General features: G+C 47.8%; 23 protein-coding genes. 9 read left to right on the forward strand and 14 right to left on the reverse strand.

What is annotated here, in order from left to right:
- Nucleotides 1-4: 4 nt before the first annotated feature.
- The 5 genes from QWY22_RS16050 to QWY22_RS16070 form a co-directional block, all read right to left on the reverse strand.
- Entirely contained in the window at nucleotides 5-472 is a 468-nt protein-coding gene (locus QWY22_RS16050) for a threonine/serine exporter family protein (RefSeq protein WP_300981827.1), read from the reverse strand.
- An 11-nt stretch (nucleotides 473-483) separates the two neighbouring features.
- A complete protein-coding gene (locus tag QWY22_RS16055) occupies nucleotides 484-1,239 on the reverse strand; it encodes a threonine/serine exporter family protein (RefSeq protein ID WP_300981829.1) in 756 nt (251 codons plus the stop codon).
- Between the two features lie 172 nt (nucleotides 1,240-1,411).
- Entirely contained in the window at nucleotides 1,412-2,551 is a 1,140-nt protein-coding gene (locus QWY22_RS16060; RefSeq protein WP_300981830.1) for a zinc-dependent alcohol dehydrogenase, read from the reverse strand.
- A gap of 104 nt (nucleotides 2,552-2,655) precedes the next feature.
- On the reverse strand, nucleotides 2,656-4,803 hold the full coding sequence (locus QWY22_RS16065) for a beta-propeller domain-containing protein (RefSeq protein WP_300981831.1): 2,148 nt from the start codon (nucleotides 4,801-4,803) through the stop codon (nucleotides 2,656-2,658).
- 58 nt (nucleotides 4,804-4,861) lie between these two features.
- A complete protein-coding gene (locus tag QWY22_RS16070; protein ID WP_300981833.1) occupies nucleotides 4,862-6,058 on the reverse strand; it encodes an alanyl-tRNA editing protein in 1,197 nt (398 codons plus the stop codon).
- A gap of 200 nt (nucleotides 6,059-6,258) precedes the next feature.
- Between QWY22_RS16070 and QWY22_RS16075 the strand changes: the two genes are divergently transcribed.
- Nucleotides 6,259-7,176, forward strand: coding sequence for a diacylglycerol/lipid kinase family protein (locus tag QWY22_RS16075; RefSeq protein WP_300981834.1), 918 nt, complete (start codon nucleotides 6,259-6,261; stop codon nucleotides 7,174-7,176).
- A 203-nt stretch (nucleotides 7,177-7,379) separates the two neighbouring features.
- Here QWY22_RS16075 and QWY22_RS16080 read toward each other — a convergent pair whose 3' ends face one another.
- Genes QWY22_RS16080 through QWY22_RS16090 form a run of 3 tightly spaced genes read right to left on the reverse strand, consistent with a single transcriptional unit; the run spans nucleotide 7,380 to nucleotide 11,262 of the window.
- The gene (locus tag QWY22_RS16080; protein WP_300981836.1) at nucleotides 7,380-8,573 is read right to left on the reverse strand and encodes an acyl-CoA dehydrogenase family protein; all 1,194 of its coding nucleotides are present in this window, start codon (nucleotides 8,571-8,573) and stop codon (nucleotides 7,380-7,382) included.
- A 21-nt stretch (nucleotides 8,574-8,594) separates the two neighbouring features.
- Entirely contained in the window at nucleotides 8,595-9,791 is a 1,197-nt protein-coding gene (locus QWY22_RS16085; protein WP_300984415.1) for a saccharopine dehydrogenase family protein, read from the reverse strand.
- Nucleotides 9,781-11,262, reverse strand: a complete 1,482-nt coding sequence (locus QWY22_RS16090; protein WP_300981838.1) for an aldehyde dehydrogenase family protein — start codon at nucleotides 11,260-11,262, stop codon at nucleotides 9,781-9,783. The genes QWY22_RS16085 and QWY22_RS16090 overlap by 11 nt, the downstream gene beginning before the upstream one ends.
- 253 nt (nucleotides 11,263-11,515) lie before the next feature.
- On the opposite strand from QWY22_RS16090, the gene QWY22_RS16095 reads away from it, so the two are divergent.
- The 6 genes from QWY22_RS16095 to QWY22_RS16120 all read left to right on the forward strand — a co-directional run bounded on the left by QWY22_RS16095 (nucleotide 11,516) and on the right by QWY22_RS16120 (nucleotide 18,061).
- Entirely contained in the window at nucleotides 11,516-12,424 is a 909-nt protein-coding gene (locus QWY22_RS16095) for a MerR family transcriptional regulator (RefSeq protein ID WP_300981839.1), read from the forward strand.
- Nucleotides 12,425-12,662: 238 nt separating this feature from the next.
- On the forward strand, nucleotides 12,663-14,285 hold the full coding sequence (locus QWY22_RS16100) for an ATP-binding protein (protein ID WP_300981840.1): 1,623 nt from the start codon (nucleotides 12,663-12,665) through the stop codon (nucleotides 14,283-14,285).
- Nucleotides 14,278-14,955, forward strand: coding sequence for a response regulator (locus tag QWY22_RS16105; protein ID WP_436836765.1), 678 nt, complete (start codon nucleotides 14,278-14,280; stop codon nucleotides 14,953-14,955). The genes QWY22_RS16100 and QWY22_RS16105 overlap by 8 nt, the downstream gene beginning before the upstream one ends.
- 138 nt (nucleotides 14,956-15,093) lie before the next feature.
- A complete protein-coding gene (locus QWY22_RS16110) occupies nucleotides 15,094-16,017 on the forward strand; it encodes a Bug family tripartite tricarboxylate transporter substrate binding protein (RefSeq protein ID WP_300981841.1) in 924 nt (307 codons plus the stop codon).
- 49 nt (nucleotides 16,018-16,066) lie between these two features.
- Entirely contained in the window at nucleotides 16,067-16,516 is a 450-nt protein-coding gene (locus tag QWY22_RS16115; RefSeq protein ID WP_300981842.1) for a tripartite tricarboxylate transporter TctB family protein, read from the forward strand.
- Nucleotides 16,517-16,534: 18 nt separating this feature from the next.
- Nucleotides 16,535-18,061 (forward strand): tripartite tricarboxylate transporter permease, encoded by a 1,527-nt coding sequence (locus QWY22_RS16120; RefSeq protein ID WP_300981843.1) that lies wholly within the window; start codon nucleotides 16,535-16,537, stop codon nucleotides 18,059-18,061.
- A 57-nt stretch (nucleotides 18,062-18,118) separates the two neighbouring features.
- On the opposite strand, the gene trhO is transcribed toward QWY22_RS16120, so the two are convergent.
- The 6 genes from trhO to QWY22_RS16150 all read right to left on the reverse strand — a co-directional run bounded on the left by trhO (nucleotide 18,119) and on the right by QWY22_RS16150 (nucleotide 23,185).
- A complete protein-coding gene (gene trhO / locus QWY22_RS16125; RefSeq protein ID WP_300981844.1) occupies nucleotides 18,119-19,081 on the reverse strand; it encodes an oxygen-dependent tRNA uridine(34) hydroxylase TrhO in 963 nt (320 codons plus the stop codon).
- Between the two features lie 670 nt (nucleotides 19,082-19,751).
- Nucleotides 19,752-19,955 carry a hypothetical protein gene (locus QWY22_RS16130; RefSeq protein WP_300981846.1) on the reverse strand — a complete coding sequence of 68 codons (204 nt, stop codon included), beginning with the start codon at nucleotides 19,953-19,955 and terminating at the stop codon, nucleotides 19,752-19,754.
- A gap of 53 nt (nucleotides 19,956-20,008) precedes the next feature.
- Nucleotides 20,009-20,422, reverse strand: coding sequence for a VOC family protein (locus tag QWY22_RS16135; RefSeq protein WP_300981848.1), 414 nt, complete (start codon nucleotides 20,420-20,422; stop codon nucleotides 20,009-20,011).
- Nucleotides 20,423-20,434: 12 nt separating this feature from the next.
- Nucleotides 20,435-21,385 carry a 2-hydroxyacid dehydrogenase gene (locus QWY22_RS16140; RefSeq protein WP_300981849.1) on the reverse strand — a complete coding sequence of 317 codons (951 nt, stop codon included), beginning with the start codon at nucleotides 21,383-21,385 and terminating at the stop codon, nucleotides 20,435-20,437.
- Nucleotides 21,386-21,468: 83 nt separating this feature from the next.
- Nucleotides 21,469-22,086 carry a DedA family protein gene (locus QWY22_RS16145; protein WP_300981850.1) on the reverse strand — a complete coding sequence of 206 codons (618 nt, stop codon included), beginning with the start codon at nucleotides 22,084-22,086 and terminating at the stop codon, nucleotides 21,469-21,471.
- Between the two features lie 13 nt (nucleotides 22,087-22,099).
- A complete protein-coding gene (locus tag QWY22_RS16150; protein ID WP_300981851.1) occupies nucleotides 22,100-23,185 on the reverse strand; it encodes a metallophosphoesterase in 1,086 nt (361 codons plus the stop codon).
- Nucleotides 23,186-23,361: 176 nt separating this feature from the next.
- On the opposite strand from QWY22_RS16150, the gene QWY22_RS16155 reads away from it, so the two are divergent.
- Nucleotides 23,362-23,703 (forward strand): lmo0954 family membrane protein, encoded by a 342-nt coding sequence (locus QWY22_RS16155; RefSeq protein WP_036805711.1) that lies wholly within the window; start codon nucleotides 23,362-23,364, stop codon nucleotides 23,701-23,703.
- Between the two features lie 12 nt (nucleotides 23,704-23,715).
- A complete protein-coding gene (locus QWY22_RS16160) occupies nucleotides 23,716-24,354 on the forward strand; it encodes a PspA/IM30 family protein (protein WP_074508642.1) in 639 nt (212 codons plus the stop codon).
- The last annotated feature ends 62 nt before the right edge of the window (nucleotides 24,355-24,416 follow it).

The raw sequence follows: 24,416 nt of genomic DNA on the forward strand, positions 1-24,416 counted from the left end.
GGCATTAATCCGGGGTCATACCGATTTTTCGTTGTATCCGTTTTGCTTGCTGCTTAAATACCGCTTGCATCAGCACTTCCGCAAAGACAAGCCCCATCGCGACAGCTCCTGAAATCATCAAGGCTTCAGAAGCGAATTTAATGGCTTCCAGGTAATTATTTTCTACAATATTTCGCATGGCATTATACGCTTTGCTTCCCGGAACGAGCGGAATGATGCCGGCAACACTGAAAATAATCATTGGCATCCGAAACTTTTTCGCCAATAAATGCGCCACAAGCGCCACGCCGAACGCCCCGGCAAAAGTAGCCTGGACAGGATCGCCCAGCAAAAGCTCGTAACTCCGGTAAATCAGCCAGCCGGTCATGCCGACCAGCCCACAGCTGATTAAAGTGCGGCGCGGTGTATTGAAAATCACGCCAAAGGCGCCAGCTGCCAAAAAACTTAGAAACGCCTCTAATGGCCAATTCATTCCATCTCCTCCTAAAATGATAATACGAGCGCGATGCCGCCCCCGATGGCAAATGCCGTCAAGAATGCTTCGGCCCCTTTTGACAACCCGGAAACAAAATGACCGGCCATCAAATCACGCACGGCATTGGTAATGAGCAGGCCTGGGACCAGCGGCATGATCGATCCGATGATGATGGTATCCCGGTCAATGCCAAACCCGGAGTAGACAGCTAATATGGCCAATATCCCGATCGCCAGAGACCCGATAAATTCCGCAAAAAACTTCACCCGGGTTCTTTCCAAAATCGTCTCTACGATAATAAATCCCGTACCTCCAAAAACAAACGCAAACGGCAAATCATTCCAGCTGCCGCCAAGCAAAATCAAAAAACAGCCGCTTGCTGTGGCAGCTGCCAGGATTTGCAGCCACATGTTAAATTTGTAATTGGTTTGGTCGATTCCCTCTAATTCCTCATACGCTTGCTGAAGCGTCAACTCTTGTGCAACCAGTTTCCTTGAAACTGCATTGACCAGCGCTACCCGCTCTAAATCGGTTTGGCGTGCATTGATGCGGACAAAACGAGTTGGGAGTTCGTCGCTCGGTGAAAACATAATGCCGGTCGGCGTCACAAAACAATGGGAATTCGTCATTTTTTGTGAAACAGCCATCCGGATCATCGTGTCTTCCACGCGATACGTTTCCGCCCCATTTTCCATCAATATTTTACCTGCTAGCAAAAAACAATCCAGGGCAAGCTCGCGCCTTGTTTCTCCAGTTTGAACCACTTGCTTTCCCCCCTAAATTTTACCCCGTTCAACGGACAATCAGCGGAAGATGAGCGATCCCCCGCTGATTGATTTCATTTTATTCCTCATGATAGCGTATTTCATCAAAAAATTAAACGCCCCCGAATTACAGGGGCGTTTGATCCTCCGAAATTATAGCATACTTTCAGCTTTACGGTTTCAAGACGACTTTCGTACAATCATCTGTATGGTCATTGAAAATTTGGTAAGCGTCGCTCGCTTTTTCAAGCGGCATGATGTGTGAAATGATTTCACGCGGATCAAACTCGCCGTTTTCAATTTTTTCATAAAGCATCGGCATCAAATGAATGACCGGCGCTTGGCCCATTTTCATCGTCACATTGCGTTCGAAAAGGTGGCCCAACGGGAATTGGTTGTAATTCAATCCGTAAACACCTGTCAATTGGATAACTCCAAACTTGCTGACGGCATCTTTCGCCGTTTTAATGGCGCTTAAGGTACCGCCTTGAAGGAACAGCTTCTGCTGAACGGCTTCAGCCGGGGATTTCTTGCCATCCATCCCTACACAGTCGATGACGACGCGCGCGCCGCCGCTTGTAATTTCATGGATGAACGCACCCATATTGTCATGCTGCGAAAAATCGAACACTTCTACGTTATTGATTTTTTTTGCCAAATTCATGCGATATGGAATTTCATCCACTGCAATAACGCGCTTAGCTCCCTGCATCCAGGCAAATTTCTGCGCCATCAGCCCAATTGGCCCACAGCCTAGGACAACTACCGTGTCTCCTGGTCTTACTCCTGCATTTTCAACACTCCACCAGGCGGTTGGCAATACATCCGATAAGAACAGCAAGGATTCGTCTTCAAGCTCCGACGATTCCGGAATCACTAGAGGCATGAAATTGCCATACGGAACGCGCAGGTATTCAGCTTGGCCTCCTTGGTAATCGCCGTAGCGCTCTGTCAGGCCGAAATAGCCTCCAGTATCAAAATGCGGATTGCCGTTCGAGTTATCGCATTGGCTTTCCATGTCATGGCTGCAATAGAAGCATTGGCCGCAACTGACGTTGAACGGCAATACGATGCGGTCGCCTTTTTTCACCTTTGTTACGTCAGGGCCCACTTCTTCTACAATCCCCATCGGTTCATGGCCAATGACTGTATCTTTTGTCGTCGGTAGTGCACCTTGATAAATATGCAAATCTGTTCCACAGATTGCCGTCGAAGTGATTTTGACAATAATGTCTTCTCTTTTTTGGATTTCTGGATCTTTCACGTTTTTCACTTGCATGTCTTTTGTGCCTTGAAAAGTTACCGCTTTCATCCATATCCCTCCGTTTTTTTCAGAATACTTTTCTTCTTCCCTTTTTCTGCTAATGGAAAACGTCATAAAAAAACAGACGAAGAACTTCTTCGCCTGTTTTCCGCTTAATAGCTTAAGGTATTCAATAAACTAAAGGTATCGGTTTCGTAACTTTTCACTTCGCTGTTTGCTACGGTAAACAAGGTATCTCCGATGGATAGGATGCGCTGGACGCTCGTTTCCCACTCTTCATAGGGCATATCGGATTTCGACATCAAATTGGCTGCTTCGCTGATGCCTTCCGGCGTGATGGTATAAACCATCGCACCTTGTGCTTCAAAGTTAACATCGCCCCCGGCCGCTTCTTCGTACATCGTCACCGGGAAACCGAATAGATCCGATTCCGGATGGACGAATAAGGCTTTGTGGTCGTATTGCAAAGGTGAATAAGTGCCGCGCCCACCGATGATTTCCGTATCCTTTTCCTTTGGATTGGCGAAATCGCTGACATCAAACAAAGAGATTTTCATGCCCCCTGTAACGACCATCGGCTCTCCGTCTTTAACAGGTTCCAGTTTGGTGTCAGAGCCAAATCCGATCAAGTGATTTTCATCCAGCGGATGCAGGTAATTGGAGAAGCCGGGTATTTTCAATTCGCCCAGAACTTTCGGAGAAGACGGAACCGAGACATCAATGACGAATAAAGGATCCGTTTCTTTGAACGTCACCATATACGCTGTATCTCCGATAAAGCGGGCGGAATAGATTCGCTCCCCTTTAGCCAGGTCTTCTACAGACCCCACTTGCTTCATGCCACTATCGAGGATGAACAAATGATTTTTGGAAGGGGCGGCTTCATCCCATGCCACACCTTCAGTCGTCACGATCCGGAAATGCCCGCCGTACTCATCCATTGAAAATTGGTTGAGCAGCGTTCCGGTCACTTCATTTGATGCCTGGAACTGGACATCCGTCCCATTGAGCATGAACTTGAAGATTTCCGTATTGGCAAATTGCGGCATCCAAATCGCCATGCTGGCGTCGCCTTCAACATTTTGTTCATCGATTGGCATATAATGAGACGCCGTTAAATACAACGATTCTTCTGTCATATACAACTGCTCGCTGCCGCCTAAAAAACCTTTTGTTGAAACGGCATTTTGCTCAGGCTTCGACAAGTCGATAGCCGTTATGATGCTGTAGCTGCCTTCCATCGACCCCGGCAAGATGGAAATACTCTCAAAAGCCATTGGCTGAAGCTCGCCATCTCCTTCGGAGTCATAGGTATGCGGCCGCAATTCGCCGTTGTCCTGTTCTTCAATTGCCCAGAAATCAGGATACACATGGGTGACGTAATACAAAATATTGTTTGTCAGGCGTGCATTATTCAAATTGCCTTCTGTCCCAAATTCACGGAGTTCCTGCGGTGCTGCGGGGTCCGTGATATCGTAAAGATAAACAGATACCAGCCCGATTTGCGATTGATAATTTGGGATGGTGCCTTCAAACGGAATGGCTGTGTAACGGCTGCCGAGCACAACCAGTGTATCGCCTGATATAAACAGCTGCTGCGGATACATCTCCTGTTCGAATTTGATTTCGCTTGCGATGCTCATAGCTTCCGGATTGCGGACATCCGTAACGAGAACCCGGGAATCGCTGATCGAGTAGATGTATGAGCCGTCCGTTTTCACTAAATCAGCTTCGTCCACTCCTTCCACTTGGTTATTGGTGGTTGAATGTTCACCGCCGTTTTCTGCTCCTCCGCTGGTGGCGCTGCTGTCGGCGGACTCTTCCGTAACGCCGCCTTCATTGTTGAACACGCCAGATTGTTCGTTGTTTTTCTGAAGTTCCAGCAACTGCGCAAAATAAGCTTTCAATTCTTTTTCGTTCGCCAGCGTTTTGATTTCTTCCTGGACGCTGAATGCCACTTCCTTAATATCCAACGACTTTAAAAAATCTCTTTGCAGTGCTGACTTTTTGATATGAAGTGTGTAATTGCCGATCGGAATTTGGGGAATCTCAATTGTTTTGCCGTTTTGATGGAGTGCCATTTCAACTTCAATCGGCTCCCCGTTTCCATCCGTCAAGTACAAATCCCCTCTTTCGATGGCTTCCGGATCGAGCGCTGAAGAAAAGTTTGCCCGCCATCCTTGTTCCGCTAAGGCAACGGAAGATGCATTTACCGATACCTTATCGTTCATCCACACAAACGACAACGCAATAGCCGCAATGGCTGCTGCAACCAATAGCCAAATACTCCTTTTCTTCATAGTCGCCTCCGCCTTTCAAACCGCTCTTTTCCCATTAGACAGGAAATACCGGAAAAAGTTACAGAATTCCTTCGATATTTTTCAGGCTCGATTGGAAGGTCTGGAAAAACACATCAGGAGCATGCACTGTTTTTCCGCCGCCTTGTGCTAGCTGGGCATTCCCGCCGCCCTTTCCATCAGTCAACTGAAGAAGTTCCTGCAGGACATTTTTCATATTGCCTTCCGCTTGTTCGCCTTTCGCACAAACAAAACGAATGCTTTCGTCTTCAGTAATCAAAAACAGCAGCACCGCTTCAGGGTGCTGGGCGACCGTCAGCCGAGCCAATTGCTGCACTTCTTTCACTGGCCGGCTGGAAAATACTTGATGGATGATTCCGGTGCCGCTCTCCGGCTGAATCATCTGTGCTTCTGCTTCGAGCAATTTTGTGCGCAATTCTTTCATTTCCTTGTCTTGTTCCGCTTTTTCACGCAGCAGTGCATCCGCCGCTGTCGGCAAATCAGCCAGCGGGGCGTTGAGTTTTTGCACCAATTCATTGGTTTGATCGAGCAGCAAATCGAAATGGTCCATTGCCCGGTTTCCGCATAAGAAATACACACGGGTGCCGCCTTTCGCCTTTTCTGTCCCGATAATTTTGATCATTCCGATGTCTGCTGTATTTTTGGGATGGGTGCCGCCGCACGCATTTAAGTCGACTCCATCAATTTTCACCAGCCGAATCTCTCCGCTTACCGCCGGCGGCTTTCTTAAAGCCATCGTCTGCGCCTCCACGTCTGAAACCCATTGTGTGGAAATCGGCAGGTGTTTCCGGATGATTTCATTCGCTGCCCGTTCCGCCTGCTGCAGCTGGATATTGGAAATCTGCGTTGCATTCAAATCGATCGATACCCGCTCTTCCCCTAAATGGAAACTGGCCGTCTTCAAGTGATGATGATCGTCCAAAACGGCACTTAAAACATGCTGGCCGGCATGCTGCTGCATATGGTCCCAGCGGCGATTCCATTCAATTTCCGCTTTAAAGCTTCCTGTTGGCAGCGGATCCGCCGTGTAATGCCGGATTTCATCTTTAACGCTCTGCACATCCACCACCCGTACTTCGCCAATATAGCCGGTATCGGACGGCTGCCCGCCTCCTTCTGGATAAAAACAGGTTTGATCCAAAACGGCATAAGTTCCGTTTTCGTCTTCACCGCTTGCAACGATATTGACTATTGCTTGCGAAAGTTCCGAATCCTCGTAATAAAGCCTTGATGTCATAATAATAACCCTCTTTCTTTTTGAATAGCTCCCTCTCTTTAGTTTACAGGGAACGGTTTAGTGGAAAATAAGAAATGAAAAAGATTTAATCAGTGGGACGTTTCGTCCTCCTGATTATCCTTTGGTGCAGCGAAACCTTGCTTGAACTAGAAGGCGTTTTCTGCCCTGTACTTTAAGTTAACTACTAGGAGGGTTTACGCATGCCGAGATTTGAGCGTTCGGTTTTATTGTATAACGGCGCAGCAGGTGCGTCTACGAGCGAGACAGTCCTTCCTTTGGCCGTTCCGGCTTTGGCTAGAGCTTCCAAAAAGCTGGAACTGGTTCAAACCCATTCAAAAGAGGAATTTGAAGAAGCTTGTAAAATCGCGGCAGATTCAGCAGATGTTCTCTTTGTGGCCGGAGGAGATGGGACCGTCCATACTGCTGTCCAAGTGCTATCCAGCCTGGAAAAAGCTCCGATTCTTGGTATTCTTCCGAGCGGAACCTGCAATGATTTTGCCCGTACGCTTACCATTCCGATGGCGCTTGACGCAGCCGCAGAAGAATTGATTGAAGGCGAAGTGAAAGAAATCGATTCCGCTCGGATCAACGATCATTCGTTCTTGAATTTTGCCGGCATCGGGCTGATTGCCGACGCATCATTGAACATCGATCCGGACTTGAAAGACCGCTACGGCAAATTGAGTTATTTTATGAGCGCCCTTCAAACCATGCGGCAGTCTGAAAACTTTTCTATTTTCATGGAAATCGATGGCGTCCATTATACGGAAGAAGGCGCCGCCGTGCTGATTATGAACGGCAAATCGATCGGCACCCATACATTCCCGCTCAGTACCATCGATCCGGCCGATGGCTTGCTTGATATATTTATCATCCAGACGCCGTCTATCGCCGCAATCCGCGAATGGTTTTCACTGTCACAGCCAGATGTTTCTCCTGAAGAATTAGACCATATCACCCATCACCAAGGAAAGCATATTGTCATCCGGACGGAAAACGAAATGGACGTGGATACGGACGGGGAAATTTACTTGAAAACACCGGTTACGATTGAAATCCAGCCGAAGAAATTGGAGATGCTCGTTCCAAGAACGCCGGAAGAAACTGCAATTTCATAAAAGGCAGAGGAAAAAGGGCTGTCCAATAAGTCGAGTAATAGACTTATTGGACAGCCCCTTGCTTCTAAAAAAGGATGTGGTAATACTATTGCTCCTGTCTCTGCATCGCTGCGCTAGCTTCGAGACATGAAAAACCGTTGCATCGCTGCGCTAGCTTCGTCGCAAAGGAGTTGTCCCAAATTATTTTTGGGACAACTCCTTTCCTATTCTTCAAATGGCCACTTCGGCAGCATCCGGTTCAGTTTTTTGTCTTCCCGTTTGCCAAGCACGTATTCGGCCTGCATAATGGTGTGGATTTCCCGGGTGCCTTCGTAAATGACCGGCGCTTTGGAATTCCGGAGAAAGCGGGCAACCGGATATTCATCGGAATAGCCGTATGCACCGTGGATCTGCACGGCATCGTCTGCCGCTTTATTGGCAAAATCGCAGGCTTGCCATTTGGCCATTGATGTTTCACGCGTATTGCGCAGGCCTTTGTTTTTCATTTCACCGGCGCGGTAGACGAGCAGACGGCTCATTTGGAATCCGGCTTCCATATTGGCAATCATTTGCTGGACCAGCTGATGTTCGCCGATTGACTTCCCAAAAGTGGAGCGTGAATGGCAATATTTTACGCTTTCCTCCAAACAAGCCATGATCAATCCGCAAGCCCCTGCTGCGACGGTAAATCGCCCGTTATCAAGCGAGGCCATGGCAATCTTAAACCCTTCCCCTTCTTCGCCGAGCCGGTTTTCCGCTGGAATCCGCACATCGTCGAAGAACAATTCGCCGGTATTGCCGGAACGTATGCCATATTTGCCTTTGATCGCTTTGGAAGAAAAGCCTTCCCGCGTCCGTTCGACGATAAAAGCACTGATGCCATTATGTTTTTTCGCTTTGTCGGTATAGGCAAACACAATAAAATGGTCGGCCACATCGCATAGGGAAATCCAGGTCTTCTGTCCGTTCAGTATATAGTCATCGCCGTCCCGCACAGCCGTTGTGGAGAGGGCAGCTACGTCCGAGCCTGCGCCCGGTTCTGTCAAACCGAAAGCTCCTATTTTTTCTCCCTTAGCCTGCGGTACAAGGAATTGCTCTTTTTGCTGATCGCTTCCCCACTGCAAAAGCGTCATGGAATTTAGGCCCGTATGGACAGAAACCGCTGTGCGGAATGCGGTATCTCCCCTCTCCAATTCTTCACATACAATGGCCAGCGCATTGTAATCCATTCCGCTGCCGCCGTATTTTTCCGGAATACAGACACCCATTAGACCAAGTTCGGCTAGCCGTTTCCAAAGACCCTGATCAAATCCGCCCGTTGCATCCCACTCGGCGATATGCGGCAGAATTTCATCGTCCACAAATTGGCGGACGGTTTTTCGGAGCATTTGCTGTTCCGGTGTAAATTCGAAATCCATTCCTTTTCCCCCTTTTCTCTTTCAGCTTTGATATGCTGAACGGTGAATCGTTTCGTGAATTTCGACCCCGCGTTTCGCCATTTCTTTCATGTACTCATCACCCTTCACAATGAGTTCCGGCGGAATGGCTCCCCGCTTATCGATGACGCCGCTGCCGATCATTTGCGCCACAACGGAAATCGTGTACGCCGTTGCGCGCGCCATAGCTGTCACTCCAGTTTCGGCGTCTTTGACAGTGACCATATTGTATTCGTACGTCAGCTCCTCTTCAGCCTCTATTCCTGAAACCTGGACACGGAGCACTACCGCATCCTGTTTATCGCCGAGTTCAGTGATTGGCGTCAATACTTCGCGCAGCACATCCCGCGGCTTGACGGATACGCCATTGACCATCACCGTTTTTTCCCGGTCGGTGAAGCCCAGTTCCACGAGAATCCGGAATTTTTCTGCATGTCCTTTATAGCGCAAGGTTTTATATTCCAAGGTTTCAATATGATTGAACGTGTCAATCAATGTCGACGTGCCGCCGGAAGTATGGAACGCTTCCAGCTCTCCGAACCCGTCAAATTCCACCGCTTCAATTTCGGATAAGGAAGCGACTTCTTTCACTTCTCCTCCCCGAATGACATGCGATGGATCTGTATAATGATCAAAAACCCCTTCAAGCGAGAACACGTGATTGTATTCAAGCGGCGGTTCAGGTTCTACCGGTATCCCGCCGACAAAAAGCTTAATTTCCCGTACTTCGTCAAGTTTTGCGGCACCATGCCCTGCTAGAATATTGATCATTCCAGGCGCTACTCCAAGATCGGGGATCAGCGTGATGCCTTTTTTCTCTGCTTCTTCATGCAATCCCAGAACGGCGTCTGTCGCCCCTCCGATATGGCCGCCCAAATCGACGTAATGGACGCCGCAAGAAAGAGCGGTTTTGGCCACCTTTTCATTGAATGTGTAAAACAAGGCGTTGATCACGACGTCGCCTTTCGAAATGACAGCCGCCAGTTCCAGGTCGTCATTGGCATCCAGATAAAGCACTTCCAGCTTGTCGCTTTCGACGTACTCTTTAAAAAGTTCCGCTTGCGCAATATTCATATCAGCTAAATAAACCTTTTCTACCTTGCTGCTCGCGACTAAATCACCTGCCGCTTGCTTGCCCATCAACCCCGCTCCCAATACAACCACTTTCATTTCTATCTCCCCTTCCTGTTCAGATGTCATTGTCAATTTGGGCACGCTGCAGCTTCCCGCTGAAATCCACATAAACGCTCTTCCATTCCGTGAAGACATCCAGTGCAGCCACTCCTGAATCCCGGTGGCCATTGCCTGTCCCTTTCGTTCCTCCGAACGGCAAATGAATTTCTGCGCCAGTCGTGCCTGCATTAACGTAAACGATGCCGGTATCCAAATCCCGCTGCGCTTTGAATACGCGGTTTACATCGGCTGTATAAATCGAACTGGATAAGCCATAGATTACGCTGTTATTAACTTCGATCGCTTCTTCAAAACTGCCGACTTCAATGATTGAAATGACCGGCCCAAAAATTTCTTCCTGGGCAATCCGCATATCCGGTGCAACATCTGTGAATATGGTAGGCGCGTAATAATGCCCCTTGTCATGCGGAGCTTCTTCAAGGATTTTGCCGCCGGTAAGCAAAGTGGCTCCTTCTTCCTGGCCGATGCCAATATAGGAATGGATTTTTTCCAATGCGCCTTTGTTGATCACCGGTCCGACTTTCACCGATTCGTCCAAACCGTCGCCAATTGTCAATACAGATGTTTTTTCCAACAATAAGTTCTGCAAGGCCTCTTTTACATCTTTATGCACGATGACCCGGCTGCATGCTGTGCAGCGCTGTCCGGCGGTTCCGAATGCACTCCACAAAATCCCTTCGACAGCCAGCTCGAGGTTTGCATCTTCCATGACAATAACGGCATTCTTCCCGCCCATTTCAAGCGAGATTTTTTTCAGATTCCGTCCACCGGCTTCCGCCACTTTCCGGCCGGTTTCTGTAGAACCGGTAAACGAAATGACTTTAACGTCGGGATGTTCAATCATGGCGGTTCCCACTTCAGAGCCCGAGCCGAATACGACGTTCGCAACACCAGGAGGCAATCCAGCCTCTTCGAATATTTTCGCCATTTCATAAGCCATCATTGGCGTCTCGGTCGCAGGCTTCCAGATGAAGGCATTGCCTGCCACAATCGCGGGAAATGACTTCCATGTCGCTATCGCCACTGGAAAATTCCAAGGTGTGATCAACCCTACTACGCCAATGGGTGCACGTACACTCATCGCAAATTTATCAGCAAGTTCCGACGGCGTCGTTTCACCAAACAACCGGCGCCCTTCCCCAGCCATGTAGTAAGCCATATCTATTCCTTCCTGCACTTCTCCCCGTGCTTCTTCGATCACTTTTCCCATCTCTTTGGTCAACACCTGTGCCAGCTCTTCTTTCTTTTGCTTCATCAAGCGCCCAATTTCATATAAATAGTCCGCCCGCTTAGGAGCTGGAACTTTGGCCCATTTTTTCTGTGCTGCTTTCGCTGCCAGGACGGCGTCATCGACTTCTTTCGCTGTCGATAACGGAACCTGCGCCAATTCTTCGCCGTTCGCAGGATTCAGCACAGCTGTATACTTAGCATCCGGTTTGTCTTGCCAGTGCCCATTCACGTAATTCATCAATTTCATTCCGATTTCCCCCTTTAGCATCATTACTGAAAACGCTTTCATTGTCATTATTCCATACTCTTCATGAAATCTCCAGGAGTTGTTAGAAATATCTGTCTTTTATCTTTATTCTTTGCGTGAGCGAAAGTGCCCTTTTTATTTTTGCTGACAGTCTCTCCTATTATGAATAAGGTGCTATTTCATATTAAATCGCTGATATCTATTGACACTGACGGTGCGTCATAGTCTAATCAATAATGAAGAGGTGATTTACTTGTATAAAGTACAGGAAGTGGCAAAGATTGCAGGAGTCAGTGTGCGCACACTCCATCATTATGACAGCGTCGGTTTGCTGAAGCCGTCCAACATCGGATCCAACCGTTATCGTTACTACAACGACGAAGATTTGAAATTGCTTCAGCATATCTTATTCTTTAAAGAATTGGGCTTTTCGCTGAAGAAAATCCAGGAAATTGTGGCAGAAGGTTTTGATCCGAAGTTCGCTTTGGTTCAGCACGCAGAGCTCTTGGAAAAGAAAAAAGCGCGCATGGAAAAACTGATTCAAAATGCAGAACGGACCAAACAAGAACTTGAAGGTTTGGCTACCCTATCCAATAGCGAGCGTTTCGAAGCGTTTTCCGCTAAGAAATCGGATGACACGATTGAAAAATATAAATCAGCAGCGATGCTGAAAGCGGAAGCTCCAGTTCAATCAACAGACACTGAACACGCACCGCAAATTGACGATCTGGAAACGGCGGCGGCCACAACGCCTGTTGAGGAAATTGTAGTGGAAGAAATTGTTTTGGATGCACAGGAATCGCCAGCGCTTGAAGAGCTGCACGATTACGAAATCACGCCTCCTGCTGAAGAGCCGAAGCCGGAAAAAGAAGAAGAAGATTTGGAAGAAATCAATCGCGAAGGCAACCGGATTTACAATGCAGTTGCGTCATTGATGCACCTGTCCCCGGATGCTCCGCAAGTGCAGACTGAAATGAAAGCTTATTACGTATTATTAAATCGCTTTTACGATTGCACACCTAAAATGTTCCGGGGGCTTGCCGATTTGTATGCATCCGACAGCCGCTTTGCCAACAATATCGACCAGCATGGCAAAGGCTTATCGAAATATTTAAAAGAAGCGATGTACATTCACGCAGAAAGCATGCAGCAGCATGCGTGAACTGATTGGCCCCTGCAACAATTGCAGGAAAGACATTTATTGCCGTGATGGATTTTTGGACGGCGTTTATGTAGAAGGAAAGCTGTATTGTTTTGATTGCGCCGCTGAATTAAAAGAACCAAAACCTCAAAACGACCAAACGCAAAAGTAATTCTTTTGCGTTTTTTTCTTGCTTTATTATTCCCACAATTAAATTCTTTCTTTCCATGTCTTTCTAAACGGCTAGGATTTGGATAAAATGAACTATCAAAAAGAAATGAGTGAATGCAGCATGCCACTACAACGCAGAATTTTTTTATACGGAGCTTTGTTTATCTCTGCTGTCATGGTGCTGGCTGGGATCTCTTTTTACTACACAATCTCCGAAGCGATTGAAGAACAAGTCGGACAGCGTGCACTGGATATCGCCGGTACAACAGCAGACCGCGAAAACGTAAAAAATGCTTTTAAAGAGGCAGACCCCACTTCCACGCTCCAGCCGATCGCTGAGGAAATTCGGCAACAGACCGGTGCAGAATACGTCGTCATTGGAAATACGGAAGGCATACGGACCCATCCAGTGGAAGAGCGCATCGGAAAAAAGATGGTCGGTGATGACAATGAACGTGCCCTTGTATCGGGATTATCCTATGTTTCAGAAGCTACCGGTTCCCTTGGGCCAGCGCTCCGGGGGAAAGCACCTATAGTTGATGAAGATGGCACGATTGTCGGCATTATTTCGGTTGGTTTTCTAAAAACGAATATAACTTCCACTTTTCTTCAATACGCCGATTCAATTGTCGGCATTGTGCTGATTGCCATTGTATTTGGCGCTCTCGGCTCAATGGTTCTTGCCCGCAACATCAAAAAAACCTTATTTGGTTTAGAGCCGGTTGAAATCGCTAATTTATATACACAACGGAACGCTTTGATTGAATCGGTCCGAGAAGGCATTATTATGGTGGACAACAACGGCAAGATTACGATGGCGAATAGCTCTGCTTATGAAGTGCTGTCTTTTTCAAAAGAGAAAAATCTGATCGGTGAGCCGATTGAAAAAATTGTTCCGAATACCCAGCTGCTGCAGGTATTGCAAACAGGTGAATCGCAGTTGGACAAGCCTGCAACGATCCGGGGGAAAAAGACGATCATCAATCGCATCCCTATTCGCCAAGGCCAAACAATCATCGGCGCGGTCTCCAGTTTCCGGCTCCAGTCGGACATTGAAGGACTTCGAAACGAAGTATCGCAAGTGCGCCAATATGCAGAAGCTTTGCGTGCACAGACACACGAACACCAGAATTTGCTGTATACATTGTCAGGCTTGATCCAGCTTAATTCTCTTGAAGAAGCCATGGAGCTCATCCATGACGAATCTGAAGAACAGCAGTCGCTGGTGCGCTTTGTAACCGAGCGATTGCAGGATCCTTTTCTTGGGGGGATCGTGATCGGTTTATTCAACCGTGCACGTGAACTGAAAGTAAAATTGATCCTCGACGATGAAAGCTGGTTAAAACAGCTTCCTTCGCATTTTGAGAAAGGGTTATTTGTCTCTATTTTAGGCAATTTGGTCACCAATGCATTCGAAGCGGTCGAACATCTTCCCGAAGACAGCCGAATTGTCCGGCTTCTTTTAACAGACAATGGCAGCGAAATCCTGATTGAAGTGGAGGATTCAGGAAAAGGTCTGGATTCCGGAATACTATCTGACCTTTTCAAAAAACGTATATCTACAAAAAACGGCGATGACCGAGGCTACGGGTTAGTAAAAGTGTATGAAAACGTACAGGATCTGCAAGGAGAAATCGCTATGGAAAGCGGTGATCTTGGAGGGGCTTTGTTCATAATTTCGATAAAAATCGGAGGGAATAGCATTGATTGAAGTACTGATTATTGAAGACGATAAACGCATCGCTGATATTCATAAACGATTTATTGAAAAAATCGATGGCTTTCAAGTTGTCGGATCCGCCTATAACGGAAGCGAAGCAATGGATTGGATCCAAGTGCTGCGCCCTCATTTAATCTTGCTGGATGTTCACTTGCCTGACATGAAAGGAACTGAGCTGATTCCGTATATCCAACAGGAAAGCCCTGAATCCGATGTCATTTTCATTACGGCGGCTTCCGAAACCGACATTGTGAAAAAAGCATTGCGGGGCGGAGTTCTGGATTATATATTAAAACCGCTGACATTTGACCGTTTCAAGGATAGTCTGCTGATGTATCAGGAAAAACGGCGTTCGTTAGAAACAGACGGCAAGCTCGATGAAGAATCAATCCATCTATTATGGAATAAGAGCCGGCCGGTTTTCTCGGAGCCATTGGTGACACCAAAGGGCATTGACCCGAACACCATGTTCCGAATCAAAGAAAAATTGTCCACTGCTTTAAACGGCATTACCGCTGAAGAAATGGGTTCGGTTTGCGGAATGAGCCGTTCGACGGCCCGGCGCTACCTGGAGCATTTAGTAGCCGAGCAATCCGCCAAAGCCGAGCTGCTTTACGGAACCATCGGCAGGCCGGAACGGCGGTACTTCCCCCGCACGTGAACAATATGAACAGTATTAAGTTTATGGACAGTATCCCCCTTATGCCCATAAACATTGAATTGAATAAAAGTTCTGATAAATTAAAGGCAGCAGATGAAAGCGCTGTCTTTTTTATTATTTTAAAAGGGGATGAATGATATGTTGAAAAAGTTGATTTCTGTGTCACTTGCTGGTGTATTGGCTGTTGGCCTTGCTGCCTGTTCTTCAGAAGAAAGCACCAAAGCAAACGGAGATGCAAATTATCCTGAACGCGGAATTACCCTCGTAGCTCCATCGGGTGCTGGAGGCGGCGGCGGAGCCGTTTACATGGCGGAATATGCGACAAAAGAAGTCGACAACGATTACATGATGCTTGTAAAATCTCCGCCGATTCTGATCAACAACAACAAAGCGGAAGGCAACAGCCCATACGGCTATAAAGACACAACGCCGCTTGCGCAGTTGACCCGCGATTACGGAGCAATCGTCGTTAAGGCTGATTCAAAATTCCAAACCTTGACGGATGTCCTTGATGCCATTAAAAAAGACGCTACGGGTGTTACATTGGCCGGTGGTTCTGCTCCAGGATCGATGGACCATTTAGTGGGCATCTTGCCTGCTTTTGAATACGGAATCGATCCCAAATCAGTCAAGTACGTTTCTTATGACGGCGGCGGTGAAGCTGTAGCTGCTCTTCTCGGCGGCAATGCAGATGTGATTACGACCGATGCATCCACTATTGCAGAATATGTGAAATCGGGCGATGTCCGGGTGCTTGCTGTAAGTTCGCCGGAACGGCTTGAAGGAGAATTAAGCGAAGTTCCGACATTTATGGAAGAAGGAATTGATGCAGAATTTACAATTTGGCGCGGAATTTTCGGACCTAAGAACATGACAGATGGAGCGAAGGAATATTGGTCAACCAAATTAGAAGAAATGTCCGCCTCGGACGAGTGGAAAAAAGAGCTGGAGCGTAACGGCTGGCAAAGTGAATACAAAAACAGCGAAGACTTTGAAGCATACTTGAAAACTCAAGAAGAAGTGATTGTTGAATTATTGACAGCACTCGACATGCAAAAATAATGTGGAAGCGGCTTCGGCCGCTTTCTTACTTTAAAAGGAGTGAAAGACAATGAGTAAAACCTTCGATCGCTTTGCAGGAATCGCTTTTTTACTGATTGGCCTTCTGTTTGTCCTTGAGAGCCAGCGGATTTCCAAAAGCTCGTATGGTTCGGCAGTCGGTCCAGACATTTTCCCTATCGGCCTTGGCGCAGTTTTGATCTTGCTGAGCCTGCGTTTGCTATATGAAACATTCCGTTATCAGGCGAAAACCGAGAGCGGCGAACCCGTCCTGTACAAAAAATTCCTTATCATCTTTGTCAGCGCACTTTTATACGCTGCACTGCTTGAGCCTCTTGGCTACGTTATTACAACGTTTGCGTTTCTTTTAATTGCCTTCCAGACGATGGAACGCGGCAAATGGATCAAATCCATTATAATCGCTGGCATATTTTCTTTTGGCGTCTATTACTTTTTTGCCGAGTTCCTCGGCGGTTCATTGCCAGGATTCCCTGTATTTTAACTAGAGAGGTGGAGTATTATGAATACCTTACAATTTCTGATGGATGGGTTCAGCATTGCGTTTCAATGGCAGAACATCCTCTTTGCGTTTGTTGGCGTTTTAATCGGAACAGCTGTCGGCGTCTTGCCTGGAATCGGTCCGATGAGCGGTGTCGCCCTCCTCATTCCCGTCACCGCAACTTTGACGGCAGGGCTTCCGACAGAAGCCGCGGCAGCAAGTTCGATTATTCTATTGGCCGGCGTCTATTACGGCGCCATGTACGGCGGCTCGACCACTTCCATCCTGCTCAATACGCCAGGTGAGTCTTCATCAGTTGTGACTACGCTTGATGGCTATCAAATGGCAAAGCAAGGAAGGGCTGGATCGGCTTTGTCCATTGCCGCAATCGGCTCATTTGCGGCAGAAATCATTTCCCTTATCGGACTTGTCCTGCTGGCAGAACCCCTATCAAATGTCGCTCTCCAATTCGGCCCTGCTGAATATTTCTCCCTTATGCTGTTGGGACTGGCGGCAGTCAGCGGCCTAGCCGGAAAATCCATGACGAAAGCATTGATGATGACCGTGTTCGGCCTGATGCTCGGAACGATTGGAATTGACGCAGTATCCGGCATCGCCCGCTTTACTTATGACATTCCGGTCTTGTATTCCGGACTCGAGTTCCTTACGATCGCGGTCGGCCTATTTGCTCTAGGAGAAGTTTTTAAAACGGTTTTGGAGCGTGACCATGAAGACGGCACGATGGCGAAAATCGGCCGTATTCTTCCAACCCGCCAGGATTTGAAGGAAAGTGCCGCTCCTATTTTGCGCGGTTCATTTTTAGGCTTCTTTATTGGCGTTTTGCCAGGTGCAGGCGCTACACTTGCTTCGTTTTTCTCCTATATTGGCGAGAAAAAATTCAGCAAAAATCCGGAGCAGTTCGGCAAAGGCGCGATTGCCGGTGTTGCTGGCCCAGAATCTGCAAATAACGCAGCATCCGGCGGCGCCATGATCCCCCTTCTGACTCTCGGGATTCCAGGATCGGGAACTACCGCAATCCTTATGGGTGCCTTGATCATGTACAATATCCAGCCAGGCCCGCTGTTGTTCGATGACCACCCGGAAGTAGCTTGGGGTCTGATTGCCAGTATGTTCGTCGGTAATTTAATGCTTCTCATCTTGAACATGCCGCTAGTAAAAGTGTTCGCCAAAATCATCCAGACGCCTAAAAAGTATTTATTGCCGATCATTATCGCCATTTCGTTCTTCGGCGTCTATGCGGTGCAATACACGACGTTCGACCTTTACTTGCTTCTTGCCTGCGGTGTGCTCGGCTACTTATTTACTAAGAACGATTTCCCGGTCGCCCCACTGGTCTTGGCACTGGTCCTTGGGCCAATGATTGAAAACAATATGCGCCGTGCGCTTACCATTTCAAACGGCGACTTTTCCACATTTGTCACCAATCCAATTTCTTTAGTGCTGCTTTTAATAGCAGCAGCATGGCTGCTCGTTCCATTGCTTTTAAAATTGAAAGGGCGCTCTGTCGTCTTGAACGAAGAAGGCTAATCCTCGTGATTCTTTCCATAAAAAAACCGTCCCCTCGAGGACGGTTTTTCTTGTTTATTAAACTTCTGTTGTTTCTTTAAGGGCATCCAGGCGTTCCTGGACTTCAGCGCCTGTCAAGCCGTGTTCAAATGCATAGCGGTTGCGCGGATGTTCGCGGCACTCGTCTGAGCATGAACGCATGTATTTGTGTTCGTTTTCTTCAGAAGCAAGAATTTTCTTGTTGCATTCCGGATTTGCACAGTTTACGTAGCGTTCACAAGGTTCGCCGGTAAAATGGTCTTTTCCGACAATGACATGCTCCACTTGGTTAACCGGAACGGCAATGCGCTCATCAAAGACGTACATCTGGCCATCCCAAAGCTGCCCTTTCACTTCCGGGTCTTTTCCGTAAGTTGCGATGCCGCCGTGCAATTGCGCCACATCTTCAAATCCTTCTCTTTTCAGCCAGCCGGAGAATTTTTCACAGCGGATTCCGCCTGTGCAGTAAGTCAAAATTTTCTTGCCTTCAAACATTTCTTTGTTTTCACGGACCCATTCCGGAAGATCACGGAAGTTTTCAACATCCGGACGCACAGCGCCGCGGAAATGGCCCAAGTCATACTCATAATCGTTGCGTGCATCAAGCACGATTGTATCCTGATCCTGCATGCGTTTGTAGAATTCGGCAGGTTCGAGGTAAGTTCCAGTCAATTCATGTGGATTGATGTCTTCTTCCAACCCCAAATGAACGATTTCTTTTTTCGCGCGTACATGCATTTTTTTGAATGCATGGCCATCAGCTGCATCAATTTTAAAGACGATATCCGCAAAACGTGAATCGCTTTTCAACATTTCCATGTATGCTTCCGTCTGTTCGATCATACCGGAGCAAGTACCGTTGATCCCTTCATGGGAAACCAGGATACGGCCTTTCAATCCAAGTTCTTTGCAAGCTGCCAAATGTTCAGCTGCAAAAGCTTCCGGATCTTCAATCGGTGTATATAAATAATAAAGTAAAACGTTGTGTGTATGATTTTGCATGAATCATACCCCCTATTCTTCAATTTGTTTCATAAGTCCTACTGACTTCAAAAACCTCAATCATTTTACAATAAAAACCCGCAAACTTCAACTTTTACAGAATTGAAAAAACAGCTGTATTGAACAGCTGTGAGCTTGTAGACAAAAGAATAGTTACACATGATAGCCGAATAAGTATACGACTGAAGAGAGAATACTGAATCCTCCGTTTCAGCCGGACGCGCTCCGCGGGCTCGCGCCGCGCTGGAGTCACCTTCTTTCACTTCGGATCCTAAACGTGAAGCTATCGAAAGGTGTCGCTTTTCTTTTTTAACTAGTTAGTTTGGCTTCAATCGGATCATCGTTCACTTTCGAATCAAAGAGAGCCACCTCAACCGGTCCGGCCACGGAGACTCCTGTGGGAGCAGTGAAGGAGCAACGCGACGGAGCGACGAAAGTTGAAGACCCCGCAGGCAAGACATTGGCCGAAGGCAGTGAGGCCAAGTCTTTGCGACGAAGCTAGCGCAGCGATGCAGGAGCAGCGGGTTTCGAAGCAGCGAGGAGGCTGAAGCTGAGCCCACGGAAAGCGAAGTGGCCGGTCCGGTTGATTTGATGCATCGCTATTCATTTCATCTAAACTTTGTCTACAAGTTGATAGCTATATTGAACAGCTGTTTTTTACCTTCCGAAGCTAAACAGGCGCCTTCACTTTTCTTTTTGTCCAGTTGCGGCGCCCAGCCCCTCGAGGTCGCTTCGGTCTTTCGGTGATGGCAAAAAGCGCCATCTCCTCAAGTCCTCCAGCGCTTGTCGGGACTAAGCAGGCGCCTTCACTTTTCTTTTGTCCAGTTGCGGCGCCCAGCCCCTCGAGGTCGCTTCGGTCTTTCGGTGATGGCAAAAAGCGCCATCTCCTCAAGTCCTCCAGCGCTTGTCGGGGCTATGCAGGCGCCTTCACTTTTCTTTTTCCACGTTTAAGTCCCAGACAAAGCCGAATTTGTCTTTGACTTTTCCGTATTTGGCTCCCCAGAACGTATCCTGCAGTTCCATGATCACTTGTCCGCCGTCGGACAGCTTGCTGAAAATCTCCACCGCTTCTTCACCGGTTTCGCATTCTACTACTAAAGCCAATCCGGAACGCGGCTGAACGGGCTGTTCTTCCACAGAATCAGCCATCATCAGCTTGAAATCGCCTTTTTGAAGCAGGCAGTGCAACAGAAATTCTTTGGCGTGGTCCGGGGCTGGGAAATTTGAGTCCCCATAAGTTTGGCTCGCCATTCGTTCGAGCCCGAAAACTTCTTCGTAAAAAGAAGCCGCTTGATCTGCTTGCCCGTAAAAGCTTAAATACGGCGTGATTGCACCTTTCATTTTCCCCATCCCCTAACAGATTCGATTTTTTACCGAACGGCCTTCCAAGCATGAAGCAATCGCTTCTGCGTTCATTGCCATCATCGCCATGCGGGTTTGGACCGTTGAACTGCCGATATGCGGCAGCACCGTCACATTCGGCAGCGACAATAAGGGGTGGTCCGTCGGAAGCGGTTCCTGTTCAAAAACATCCAGCCCGGCACCCCATAGCCTGTTTGCTTTCAACGCTTCGTATAACGCAGTTTCATCGACGATGCCGCCGCGTGCCACGTTGATCAAAACAGCGGATTCCTTCATTAACGACAATTCATGCTCGCCGATCATCCCTTTTGTTTCGTCCGTCAGCGGCGTTAAGATGACCACATAATCCGCCTGTTGAAGCAGGTCTTCCAGTGTTGCATACTTCACGTCTTCCAAGCTTCTGCGCGTCCGGTTATGGTAAAGCACATTCATGCCGAATCCTTGGGCGCGCCTTGCTACGGCTTCGCCGATGCGCCCCATGCCGATGATGCCGAGGGTTGCGCCGCCGACATTCATGCCGGCCATTCCCAGCGGGCTCCAGGACTTCCATTCACCCGAACGGACTGTCCGATCCGCTTCCACAATGCGGCGTGCGGTTGCCAATAGCAGGGCAAATGTCAAATCGGCTGTGGTTTCCGTCAATACATCAGGTGTATTGGTGACGAATACTTTATGTTTATGTGCCGCGTCCAAATCGATATTGTTATAGCCTACTGCCAGGTTCGCCACGATTTTCAAGTTCGGTGCAGCTTCAAACACTTCTGCATCAATCTGGTCCGATAGCATCGTCCAAAGTGCTTGAGCTTCTCCCACTTGTTTCAGTAGTTCCTCGCGCGGCGCGGAAGTCTCCGTATCTTCCCACATCCGTACTTCGAAAGACTCCTGCAGACCCAATACCGCCTCATCAGGCAATTTCTGTGTAATGTAAACAATTGGTTTCATGCTGACCCTCCATTTCTATTGTCAAATAATTATAACAATAAAAAAAACTGCCGGCAAACAACCGACAGTTTTTCCAGAAATACTCAATCCATCTCGCGGGATCTGATTTTCTTTACGTAATACCAAACAGCTGCAAGCCCGCCCAGCACAATCAAAGCGTAAACGACGTTTGAATAGATATCGAGCTGTTCCATAATTTGGTCGCGGTTTTCTCCGACCGCTTCTCCCACAAACACAAGAACTGTATTCCAAAGCAGTGTTCCGAGTGTCGTGAACGTCAGGAACAGCCAAAACTTTGTATTGGCCATTCCGGCCGGAATTGAAATCAGGCTGCGGACCAGCGGAATGAGCCGGCCGAAAAAGATCGTCCAAATGCCGTAGCGGTCAAACCAGGCATCGGCCCGGTGAATATCCGCTTTTTTCACCCGCAGGATGTGGCCGTATTTCTCCACGATTTTTTCCAGGCGCTCCACATCCAGCAACAATCCGATTCCGTAAAGAATCAGTGCACCGGACACGGATCCCGCTGTGGAAGCCAAGATGACGCCCAGAATCGTCATATCCGTCGTTGTCGTCATGAAGCCGCCAACCGTCAAAATCACTTCGGACGGAATTGGCGGAAATACGTTCTCCAGCATAATCAGCAAAAAGATTCCGAGATAACCATAGTCAGACATAATTGATGTAATCCATTGTTCCATTCCATTGCGCTCCTTAGCTTGTCGGCTCAAATTTCATCTTGATTGACCAAAGTTCCGAACGGCTTCCGATCCGGATAGCCGGACCCCAAAAGCCAAAACCGGAAGATACAAGAAGATGGGTTTTTCCTGCAAGACGATGTCCATAATCCAGTTCAAATACTTTTTTTGTGATAAAGCGGTTCGGCCACATTTGCCCTTTATGGGTATGGCCCGATATATGTAAATCTGCCCCCAATTGTACAGGAGTCTTTAAATCCGAAGGTGTATGGTCCATGATGATCCACGGCAGCTTGTCTTTTGGCTGCAAGAGCTGCAGCGCATGCCGCTTTCCATTGGTCCGGTCTTCTCGTCCTGTTAAATAGAAACGATTTCCAACCAGAATAGTTTCATCCCGCAGGATATTTACGCCCGAACTTTCCATCAGCTTGACCAATAAAGGAATTTTTTTGCCGTAGTATTCATGGTTCCCTAAAACACCATAAACCCCGAGCTTCGCTTCCAGTTTTTCCATTTCCTCTTTCATCCCGTACCTTGCATACCAAACAGGGTCGTCATCTACTAAATCGCCGGCCAGCAATACGACATCCGGATTCAGTTTATTGGCATGGGTGACAAAACGCTTCAGGTGCCGCCTGCCGGACAGTATCCCCAAATGAAAATCTGACCCGATAACAAGATGAAGCGGCTCTGCCGCTGGACGATCGACCGTAATTTCCAAGTTCCGTACAACCGGGCTGTAAGCGAGAAAAGTTCCGGCAATAAAAATCAGCAGGAAAATAACCGCCACTGCATTTCCAAGAATCAGCGCTTCTTGAGTCCCCTCCCAAAGCAAACTAACAATATTCGCTACCGGAAAGAGAAGGAGGGCATATTCCAGAAATGCAAACCAATACGCGCCGATGATGGTAAAAGCCAGAAAGCGGTGCCCTAAACGTCCGATAAAGAAACTGAACGCGATGAGGAGCCAAACAACCCCGAACAGGGTCGGATAAATCCACTGCGCCCATGAGTCCATCCATATATACACGTTCCAGCCTAAATACGCCACAAGAGCCAGGTAAATTGCCAGCGATCCGATAATCGACGCAATGATTTTCATAGCAGCTGTCCCTCCTCTTTGTTCTATAGTAGGGATATTATAGCATTTTTCGTTCAGCACCACCTTACCTAGCTCCAACTACGCCTCAGGTCTTAGTAAAAGATGCAGTCAGGGACCGTGTTGGAAAGATTCTTTCCTTGATAAGATTAGGTTACAAATTGAGAGGAGGAGTTAAATTGAATAAGTTTTGGATGATTACACTCGGCATCGTTGCCGGCATCATCGTACTATCCAACCTCGGCGCTATGATGGGATTGGCAGTTTCCGGTTTGATTCTCTACATGGGTGTGCATTTCTACTTGAAAAGCATATCGACTGCAGCAAAAATCTGGTGGGGGTTTGTCGGAGCTGTCGGTGTATTATCAGCCATCTCCAACGTGCCGGCCTTGATCGGAGTTGCGGCAGCTGCCGGACTGTGGTGGATTTACCGCAACTGGAATGAACGCCCAATCGTTGCTGCTAAAACAAACGATCCGTTTATGAATTTCGAAAGACAATGGGACAAACTGACAAAATAAGGAGGAAAACAAATGGCATCTTTATGGGAACGTTTAAAATTTGCAGTCGCAACAGACGTTGACACACTTGTATCAAAGAAAGAACAGAAAAATCCGCTGGCGGTCTTGAACCGCTACATCGTGGAAGCCGAAAAGCAAACAGAAGAAACCGGCAAATGGGTGGAACGCCAAGCCAAGCTTAACAGCAAGTTTGAAAAGGAATTGGCGGAAGCTTCAGCTATGCTCGAAAAACGGCAGGCACAGCTCGAATTAGCCCGAAATTCCGGAGAAAGCGATTTGTCTGCTTTTGCAGAAATGGAAGTGGCCACTTATTCAAACCGCACAGCGGAGCTGGAACAGACTCTTACGGAGAACCTTGCTGAATTGACAGGCCTTGAACAGCGCTACGAAGAAATGAAGCACAAAGTGAAAGACATGAAAGTGCGCCAGCTCCAGCTCATGGGCAAGGAAAATGCCACACGCGCCCATCACCAGATGGACAAAGTTCTGAATCCGCAACTGGCAGCGGAACGCATCGGATCCTATGACGACATGGCGTCGTACATCAAAACGCTGGGTTCAAAAGTTGAAGAGGAACACGAACGCTCCGCTATGGAACGCCGGCTGGAAGCTTTGGAAAAAAACAGCCCCAAACACGAAGAAATTGGTTAAACTAGAGTGAGAAGAAGGATTCCTTCTTCTCGCTTTTCCGCTACAAAGAAGGAGGCAAAACT

Origin of the sequence: Planococcus liqunii (assembly GCF_030413595.1) — a bacterium.
GTDB lineage: Bacteria > Bacillota > Bacilli > Bacillales_A > Planococcaceae > Planococcus > Planococcus liqunii.

What these genes read in the sequence shown, in the direction of transcription:
- QWY22_RS16085 (WP_300984415.1), bottom strand. Translation starts at nt 9,791, where the DNA reads ATGACATCTGAACAGGAAGGGGAGATAGAAATGAAAGTGGTTGTATTG.
- QWY22_RS16135 (WP_300981848.1), bottom strand. Translation starts at nt 20,422, where the DNA reads ATGAAAGGTGCAATCACGCCGTATTTAAGCTTTTACGGGCAAGCAGAT.
- QWY22_RS16080 (WP_300981836.1), bottom strand. Translation starts at nt 8,573, where the DNA reads ATGGATTTCGAATTTACACCGGAACAGCAAATGCTCCGAAAAACCGTC.
- QWY22_RS16060 (WP_300981830.1), bottom strand. Translation starts at nt 2,551, where the DNA reads ATGAAAGCGGTAACTTTTCAAGGCACAAAAGACATGCAAGTGAAAAAC.
- QWY22_RS16050 (WP_300981827.1), bottom strand. Translation starts at nt 472, where the DNA reads ATGAATTGGCCATTAGAGGCGTTTCTAAGTTTTTTGGCAGCTGGCGCC.
- QWY22_RS16140 (WP_300981849.1), bottom strand. Translation starts at nt 21,385, where the DNA reads ATGAAACCAATTGTTTACATTACACAGAAATTGCCTGATGAGGCGGTA.
- QWY22_RS16070 (WP_300981833.1), bottom strand. Translation starts at nt 6,058, where the DNA reads ATGACATCAAGGCTTTATTACGAGGATTCGGAACTTTCGCAAGCAATA.
- QWY22_RS16160 (WP_074508642.1), top strand. Translation starts at nt 23,716, where the DNA reads ATGGCATCTTTATGGGAACGTTTAAAATTTGCAGTCGCAACAGACGTT.
- QWY22_RS16120 (WP_300981843.1), top strand. Translation starts at nt 16,535, where the DNA reads ATGAATACCTTACAATTTCTGATGGATGGGTTCAGCATTGCGTTTCAA.
- QWY22_RS16100 (WP_300981840.1), top strand. Translation starts at nt 12,663, where the DNA reads ATGAACTATCAAAAAGAAATGAGTGAATGCAGCATGCCACTACAACGC.
- QWY22_RS16065 (WP_300981831.1), bottom strand. Translation starts at nt 4,803, where the DNA reads ATGAAGAAAAGGAGTATTTGGCTATTGGTTGCAGCAGCCATTGCGGCT.
- QWY22_RS16145 (WP_300981850.1), bottom strand. Translation starts at nt 22,086, where the DNA reads ATGGAACAATGGATTACATCAATTATGTCTGACTATGGTTATCTCGGA.
- QWY22_RS16110 (WP_300981841.1), top strand. Translation starts at nt 15,094, where the DNA reads ATGTTGAAAAAGTTGATTTCTGTGTCACTTGCTGGTGTATTGGCTGTT.
- QWY22_RS16090 (WP_300981838.1), bottom strand. Translation starts at nt 11,262, where the DNA reads ATGAAATTGATGAATTACGTGAATGGGCACTGGCAAGACAAACCGGAT.
- QWY22_RS16150 (WP_300981851.1), bottom strand. Translation starts at nt 23,185, where the DNA reads ATGAAAATCATTGCGTCGATTATCGGATCGCTGGCAATTTACCTGGCT.
- QWY22_RS16075 (WP_300981834.1), top strand. Translation starts at nt 6,259, where the DNA reads ATGCCGAGATTTGAGCGTTCGGTTTTATTGTATAACGGCGCAGCAGGT.
- QWY22_RS16115 (WP_300981842.1), top strand. Translation starts at nt 16,067, where the DNA reads ATGAGTAAAACCTTCGATCGCTTTGCAGGAATCGCTTTTTTACTGATT.
- trhO (WP_300981844.1), bottom strand. Translation starts at nt 19,081, where the DNA reads ATGCAAAATCATACACACAACGTTTTACTTTATTATTTATATACACCG.